This is a genomic window from Pseudomonas sp. P4_C1 (assembly GCF_056402155.1).
The window spans coordinates 1-7,111 of sequence record NZ_JBFUHY010000126.1 but is presented as its reverse complement, the minus strand read 5'-3'; the positions used below and the strand labels follow the sequence as shown (position 1 = coordinate 7,111).

Here is a 7,111-nt window from a genome sequence, read left to right as displayed (position 1 = left end):
GCGCCAAACGCGTCATTGGCGCTGCCAATGGTTGCGCCGGCCGCTTCATAGGCACTGTCGACAACGCTGGCATTGACGCCGGCGCCGCTTTGTACAGTGACCTTATGACCCTGGCTGATCAGCTTCTTGATGGTTTCCGGGGTTGCGGCAACCCGTGTTTCACCGGTCTGGGTTTCGAGAGGAACACCAATGTGCACGTCAAATCTCCTGCGTGATCTTGTTGAGTAAACCCAGGCACTACGGATGAATGGGGGTGGCAAGGACGGCCGATCAGCACGATTGCGCCAAATCGGAACGATCAATCATTCGAACACTGGCAAAAGTCGATTCGTTTCGAGCCTGGTCGAGCGCTGTCAGCGGTCTGGTCGATGACTGCTGCGTAGTCGCAAGCGTTGCCGGTTTGTGACTCATTTCAGAGCCGCAACGCTCGTCGCTGGGTGGAACACCAAAGTACTCGCGATAGCATTTGGAAAAGTGGGGTGTGGACACGAAACCGCATACATACGCCAACTCAATGATCGACAATGATGTTTGCTTAAGCAGTTGTCGCGCTCGAACAAGACGTAACCTCATGTAGTAGCGTGACGGCGTACAGTGAAGGTATTTCTGAAATAGCCGCTCTAGCTGTCGACGCGACAGATCAACGTATTGTGCAAGGTTATCCAGGTCGAGCGGTTCCTCGAGGTTGGCCTCCATCAACGCAACGATCTCCTGCAGCTTGGGCTGATGAGTTCCCAACACGTGCTTGAGCGGAACGCGCTGATGGTCCTGTTCGTTGCGGATGCGCTCGTAGACAAACATCTCAGAGATGGCAGCCGATAATTCACGACCATGATCGCGACCGATCAGATGCAACATCATGTCCATAGGGGCCGTTCCGCCGGAGCTTGTGAAGCGGTTTCGGTCGAGGGTGAACAGACTCGAACTGATGCTGACCCGCGGAAAAGCTTCTTGCATGGCGGCCAGAAACTCCCAGTGCACACTGCACTCATAACCGTCGAGCAGCCCGGCTTTGGCCAGTGCCCAACTGCCCGTGCACACGCCTCCCAGCCGTCTGGATTGACGCGCCAGGGCTTGCAGCCAGGTAATGTGCTCGCGGGTAATCACGCTCTGGATTCCAACACCGCCGCACACGATTACAGTGTCCACCACCAATGGATTGCTCCACGAAGCATCCGGGGTGATCGGCACGCCATCACTGGCCCAGACAGGCTCACCACCGGGGCTGAACGTATGCCAGCGATACAGCTGTTGTCCCGACAACTGATTGGCCATGCGCAGGGGCTCTACGGCTGACGCCAGGGAAATCAACGTGAACTTGTCCAGTAGCAGAAAACCAACTGATTTTGTAGGGGTACTGTCGGGCACGGTGGATTTCGATGACATCGGGGGTCATGCCCTCACAAAGAGCGATTACGGACTGAGACACAGGAGCTTGTAATACCCCCAGCCTTGGCGCGCGGGGGGTATCAGGTTCGGCGCAAATACCTCCCTGGTTTTATCCCACCGACGTCGCCCTTGCATCCCGCGCAGGTTGACGCGATGTCACAAGACCGATAAAGGAAATCGCCAGCGCCAGTCCAATGGTCGAGCTCACTTCGCTACGGTGTTCCGGGGTGATCATCATCACCGCCAACGCTGCGCAAATGAACGCGATCACCAGCCATGTGAGCCAAGGGAACAGCCACATGCGAAAGGCCAGTTCGACATTCTGCCGACGTAGCATCCGGCGCATACGCAGCTGCGACACCGCAATGGCCAGGTACACCAGCAAGGCAATCGCACCGGAGCTGGCCAGCAGGAAGTCAAACAGCCCGGCGGGCATGAAGTAGCTCCACACGGTGATCGCTGCACCCAGCACGGTGCTGGCGATGACGGCTGCCCGCGGCACGCCTTCAGAGGAGGTCGCCTTCAGCGCCTTCGGCGCATCGCCACGACGGCCCAGCGAGTACAGCATGCGCGAGGCAATGTAGATCGAGGAGTTCATGCAGCTGGCCACAGCGATCAGTACTACGACGTCCACCATGAACTTGGCATGGGGAATGTTCATGATTTCCAGTGCGCGCTGGTAAGAACCTACCGAGGCCAACAGAGGATCGTTCCAGGGCACCACGGAGATGACCACGAAAATCGACAACAGGTAGAACACGCCGATGCGCCAAATCACCGAACGCGTGGCCTTGGCAATGTTCTGCGACGGGTTGTCGGATTCGGCGGCGGCGATGGTGACCGCTTCAGTACCAATGAAGCTGAACATGATGGTGATGAACGCGCCGACTACCGCCGACAGGCCGTTGGGGGCGAATCCGCCATGCTCGGCCATCAGTCCGCTCAGTCCGCTGACTTCCCGATCGGGCACCCAGCCCATCAGCACGGCAAAACCCACGCCGATGAAGCCGATGATCGCCACCACCTTGGCCATGGCGAACCAGAATTCGAATTCGCCGTACTTGGAGACACTGAACAGATTGGTGATCACCAACGCAATGATCGACACCAGGGCGAACAGCCAGGCATCGATCTGGGGAAACCACTGGTTCAACACATGGCCGGCGGCCAGTGCTTCGATAGGGATCACCAGCACCCAGAACCACCAGTAGAGCCAACCGATGGTAAAGCCCGCCCAACGTCCGATGGCCTGGTCGGCATAGGTGGAGAACGAACCGGTGTCCGGGTTGGCCACCGCCATTTCACCGAGCATGCGCATGACCAGAACGACGAGCAGGCCGGAGAAGAGATAGGCCAGGAGGACGGCCGGCCCGGCAGCTGCAATGGCATGTCCTGAGCCAACGAACAAACCGGCGCCGATGATACCGGCGATTGACAGCATTGTGACGTGACGAGGCTTGAAGCCCTGCGCCAATTGGCCACTCGAATCCTTGGAGTTCGGGCTAATCATTGGTTTTTTTTTTCTCTACTGATCGACATTTAAGCGAATTGATAGGGGCACAGATCATCATCATTGTTGCCTGCCGGGCTTCCTGAAGGAGGCACCCTTCAAACGCTGCAGTTCTTATCAAACCCATCATCGCGATGTGGTTATTTCGATAAAAAGATGCGCCACCTTACCCGGCTTGTCCGATGATTCAATTACCTGATCACGCCACCTCCGTGTCTGATATCGACATATGAATACATTGTGTTCGCGGTTAAAACCAGTCAGTCACTAAGTGGCCAAAGGCAGTCATCTCCTGTTCGTTGAGAGTTCTTTTAATAAAGTAGCGTCGATCCTCGTGTTGGCGCCGATGCCGAATACACCCAGTTGCCGAGATGTCACTGACCCAGTCTGATTCCTCACAAATCGATGCCTGTGCTGGAATTGAGCTGATTTGGAGGTGGGTCGGTCTTGCGTCGGCACGTGGTTCAATTCGGCATCGGCGTCAACAAGGGCGTTTATTTCCACCAATACTCGATCTGAACCCCTACGTTGGAGCCTTGCAAGTCTGTACCAAACGCACCGGTATCAGACAGAGCCGATCCCGGAGATTGCAAGCTGGCGGCGCGTTGCGCAGCCTTGTTCCAGGTAGCGTAGGTGTAATACAGACGAAATTCCGGCCTGTCCCAGAATCCCGGGCCCTTCGGTGACCAAGTCGGCGCGATGGTGTACTTAGTGAGTTTTCGGGTACCGTCTGCGGCTTCAACCTGGTCGCGCCCAACTTCGGTGATCAACTTGAACTGATCCGTGAACGCATAAATTGGCCGAACACCAATGGATAACCAGTTCTGATCATCACCTTCAGGGCGCGTGTCTTTTTGATAGACCAGTTCAACTTGACCACTGAAAGCATGAGTCAACTGCCAATCGAAAAACTCCACGAGCCTCCAGCTCTTGTTGCTCTCATCCAACGTGGTATCACCGGTGTAGCCCAATGCGGTGCCTGGCCCTCGGCCGTATTGAACAGCGAACTTGTTGACTCCGCCCAGAAACGCAACCTGCTTGTGCTGGGCAACCACCGACCAGCCCTGATGAGCATCCTCACGGCTCGGCTTGTCCAGATAACTGACGCCCAGTTGAACCTCGCCACCGGGATTTGTGTTGAATCCGCTGACGGTCACATCATGCCGGGTAACGAAATCCTTTTGGAAGACGTTGTCCTTGCGTGAGAGCACGTAGCTGTATTTCAGATCTCCCAATGTGACCTGGTCGAACCCAAAGCCCGTTGAGCTTTGGTTCCAGTAGAAGTAGTCGGAAATATTGATGTCGTTTCGGTTGTAGTAACGACGGCCCGCCCAGAAAGAACCGCCATTCAATGCCGGCATCTTGCTCCACTCTGCGTAGAGCTGACTCATCCGCGTATAGCCGTGCTCTCCGTCAAATTTGGGGGCATGGCCATACTCGTTGTTAAACTGTGCCATGCCTTCAACGCTAAGCGTTGAGCCGTCGTCCAGTGAAAGCAGATCCTGGCGCAAATCCAGCTCCAGATACTGCTCACATTCGTTGCCAAGGCGATATTTAGACTGCGCGCCGGGTAGCTGAAAACACGACTGTGTCCCTCCTTGAGTCGAATCTCCTACTCCGGTTCTGTAGTAGCCGCTGAAGTCTGTTGAATACGCATCAACGGGCAGAAAACCGGCAGCAAAAGACGCACCCAGAACTGCACTGAGAGTTTTAACGTTCATTCATGACACCTTTTGTTTTTTATATTTATTGGACAAGGTCAATAATGCGAGCTAGCACGCTAGCTCCACACACAAGTTCCCGAACGGGAAATAAGTTAAATCGAATAGAGAACGCACCGTATCGCCTGAGCCAAAGCATGAGAAAAATCCATGCAGTGCCAGGCGGAGTGACGAGGGTAAGCAAGCGATTACTTAACCAATAAGTTAGTTAGCCCTCCTTAAGTTTTAGCCTTTGGAGTGTATTTTCAGGCCATGCACTTGGAAGCCCAAACTACCTTAACCACGATGACGTCCTCGGAAGAAATCTATAAGGCCTTGCGTCGAGGAATCATCTGCCGGTTCCGCGTCATAGCGAGTCAGAAGGTTGTAGACGCTGTTGCCTAGCTCCTTGCCCAGTTCCACGCCCCATTGATCAAACGAATTGACTCCCCAAATGACACCCTGGACAAAGACCTTGTGTTCATAAAGGGCGATCAGCGCCCCAAGGCTATGTGGATTGATGATCTCAAGAGCAACGGTATTGCTTGGGCGGTTTCCGGGGATCACCTTATGCGGCGCCAGTCGTTCGATCTCACCGGATGAAAGGCCTTTGGCTTTTAGCTCTGCCTCAGCTTCAGCGCGGTTTTTGCCTCGCATCAGCGCTTGGCTTTGAGACAAACAATTGGCGTACAGCCATTCCTGATGGTCAGCCACTGGGTTGTGGCTGACCACAGGCACAATGAAGTCAGCTGGAATTAGAGGTGTCCCTTGATGCAACAATTGGTGGTAAGCGTGCTGTCCGTTACATCCCACGCCACCCCAGATTACCGGGCCTGTGGTGTAGGAGACTGGCGTGCCGTCATGACGAACACTTTTGCCATTGGACTCCATGTCCATCTGCTGCAGATGTTTAACGAAGTTGCGCAGGTTATGGTCATAGGGCAAGAACGCATAGCTTTGCGCACCCCAAAAGTTGTGATACCAAACGCCAAGTACCGCTAAAAGAACGGGAAGGTTCTGTTCCAATGGTTCATTCAGGAAATGTTGATCCATAGCGTACGCGCCGGACAGCAGTTCCTTGAAGTTGGCGATGCCAATGGCCAGAGCAATCGGCAGGCCAATTGCCGACCATAGTGAGTAACGGCCACCGACCCAGTCCCACATAGGAAAAATGTTTGCTTCACGGATGCCGAAATCCAGCGCGGCTTGACGATTACTCGTCACCGCAATGAAGTGGCGATATAGCTTCTCTTCCGTCCCGCCCTTGGCCAGGTACCAGCTTCTACAAGCTTGCGCGTTCTTCAACGTTTCAAGGGTACCGAAGGTTTTGCTGGAGATGATGAACAGCGTTGTTTCTACGTTCAGATCGGCCGTAACCTCTCGGAATTCATTGCCGTCGATGTTAGCCAGGTAATGGCACCGCACCCCATGCCGAGCGAAGGGCGCGAGTGCTTCAGAGACAAGCTCAGGGCCCAGAAATGAGCCACCAATACCAATATTTACGACATCAGTGATGACCTTGTCGTTGTAACCACGCCAAAGATGACTATGGATACGACTCACAACGTCAGTCATCTGCGCCAGGGCACCATGCACATCGCGCATCAAATTGCGGTCATCGACCATCAAGGGTTCCCCCACTGGTCGCCGCAGCGCGGTATGCAGCACAGGACGCCCCTCGGAACAGTTGATTTTTTCTCCACTGAACATGGCATGCGCTGCCTGCTCCACGCCAGCCTCGCGAGCAAGGTTTACAAGCAATGAACGCGTCTCGTGAGTGATCAGGTTTTTGGAGTAATCCAGAAACAGCCCGCAGCCCGCCAGGGAAAAGTCCTGAAAGCGTTTACTGTCATCTCGAAAGGCATCGCGCATACTAAAGTTTTTCATGCTCTCCCGATGGTCGAGCAGATTGCGCCATGCCGGCAATGCAGTCACATCACTCGTTTTGTTGTAGTTATTCATGCCCAGTCCCTCTTTGCCAATACGGCCTGCGCCGTCTGAACCAACGATTCTAATGTGGAGGTTTTTTGCTTTCGCGAACGCACAAGTGCCCAGCAGCGATACGCGCTACAGTTTTAGTGACTACCCTTTATCGGACTGCGCCCACCAGATCGGCGCGCCCATGCAAACATGCACGACAAATAAAAACGAGCTACTGATCGTTCAGTTTAAAAGTTACTCAGGCGGCTGGACTTGGAAAAACAATTGCAATAATTCACGTCCGCAACCGCCAGATCATCAGGATAAATGCCTGAGTACTATTATTTGGGAAAGCCGCAAGAGTCTCGCTGAATTAAAGAGGGTTTCAATCGAAGCGTCTGGCATCGTCCTTCCGGTTGCTTGATACGCTTCAATAGAAGCTTCACCGCCTGTGCTCCAAGTTCCTCGAGAGGTTGCGCCATAACGGTCAGTCGGGGGCTAAAAGCATCCGCCCAATCGAAATCGTCAAAGCCGACCAGCGCGATGTCCTTCGGCACTTCAAGCCCTGCTGCACGCAGGGCCTGCATAGCAC

5 protein-coding genes and 1 pseudogene are annotated in these 7,111 nt (G+C 54.4%); all 6 read right to left on the bottom strand.

From position 1 onward, the window contains the following. Window positions 1–197 (bottom strand): annotated as a pseudogene (locus AC1DU9_RS29110) (NAD(P)(+) transhydrogenase (Re/Si-specific) subunit alpha); the annotation flags it as partial. 73 nt (window positions 198–270) lie between these two features. After that, entirely contained in the window at window positions 271–1,386 is a 1,116-nt protein-coding gene (gbdR, locus tag AC1DU9_RS29105) for a choline metabolism transcriptional regulator GbdR (RefSeq protein WP_223458732.1), read from the bottom strand. Window positions 1,387–1,498: 112 nt separating this feature from the next. Beyond that, entirely contained in the window at window positions 1,499–2,899 is a 1,401-nt protein-coding gene (gene gabP / locus AC1DU9_RS29100; RefSeq protein WP_108219393.1) for a GABA permease, read from the bottom strand. 494 nt (window positions 2,900–3,393) lie between these two features. After that, on the bottom strand, window positions 3,394–4,620 hold the full coding sequence (locus AC1DU9_RS29095) for a carbohydrate porin (protein WP_477811209.1): 1,227 nt from the start codon (window positions 4,618–4,620) through the stop codon (window positions 3,394–3,396). Window positions 4,621–4,896: 276 nt separating this feature from the next. Further along, window positions 4,897–6,561 carry a glucose-6-phosphate isomerase gene (gene pgi, locus AC1DU9_RS29090; protein ID WP_223458736.1) on the bottom strand — a complete coding sequence of 555 codons (1,665 nt, stop codon included), beginning with the start codon at window positions 6,559–6,561 and terminating at the stop codon, window positions 4,897–4,899. A gap of 299 nt (window positions 6,562–6,860) precedes the next feature. Continuing rightward, on the bottom strand, window positions 6,861–7,111 hold a 251-nt coding region (locus AC1DU9_RS29085; protein ID WP_477811208.1), incomplete at its 5' end, for a substrate-binding domain-containing protein.

Bases quoted from the DNA above. Each gene is read 5' to 3' on its own strand.
- pgi (WP_223458736.1), bottom strand. From the start codon at position 6,561: ATGAATAACTACAACAAAACGAGTGATGTGACTGCATTGCCGGCATGG.
- gbdR (WP_223458732.1), bottom strand. From the start codon at position 1,386: ATGTCATCGAAATCCACCGTGCCCGACAGTACCCCTACAAAATCAGTT.
- gabP (WP_108219393.1), bottom strand. From the start codon at position 2,899: ATGATTAGCCCGAACTCCAAGGATTCGAGTGGCCAATTGGCGCAGGGC.
- AC1DU9_RS29095 (WP_477811209.1), bottom strand. From the start codon at position 4,620: ATGAACGTTAAAACTCTCAGTGCAGTTCTGGGTGCGTCTTTTGCTGCC.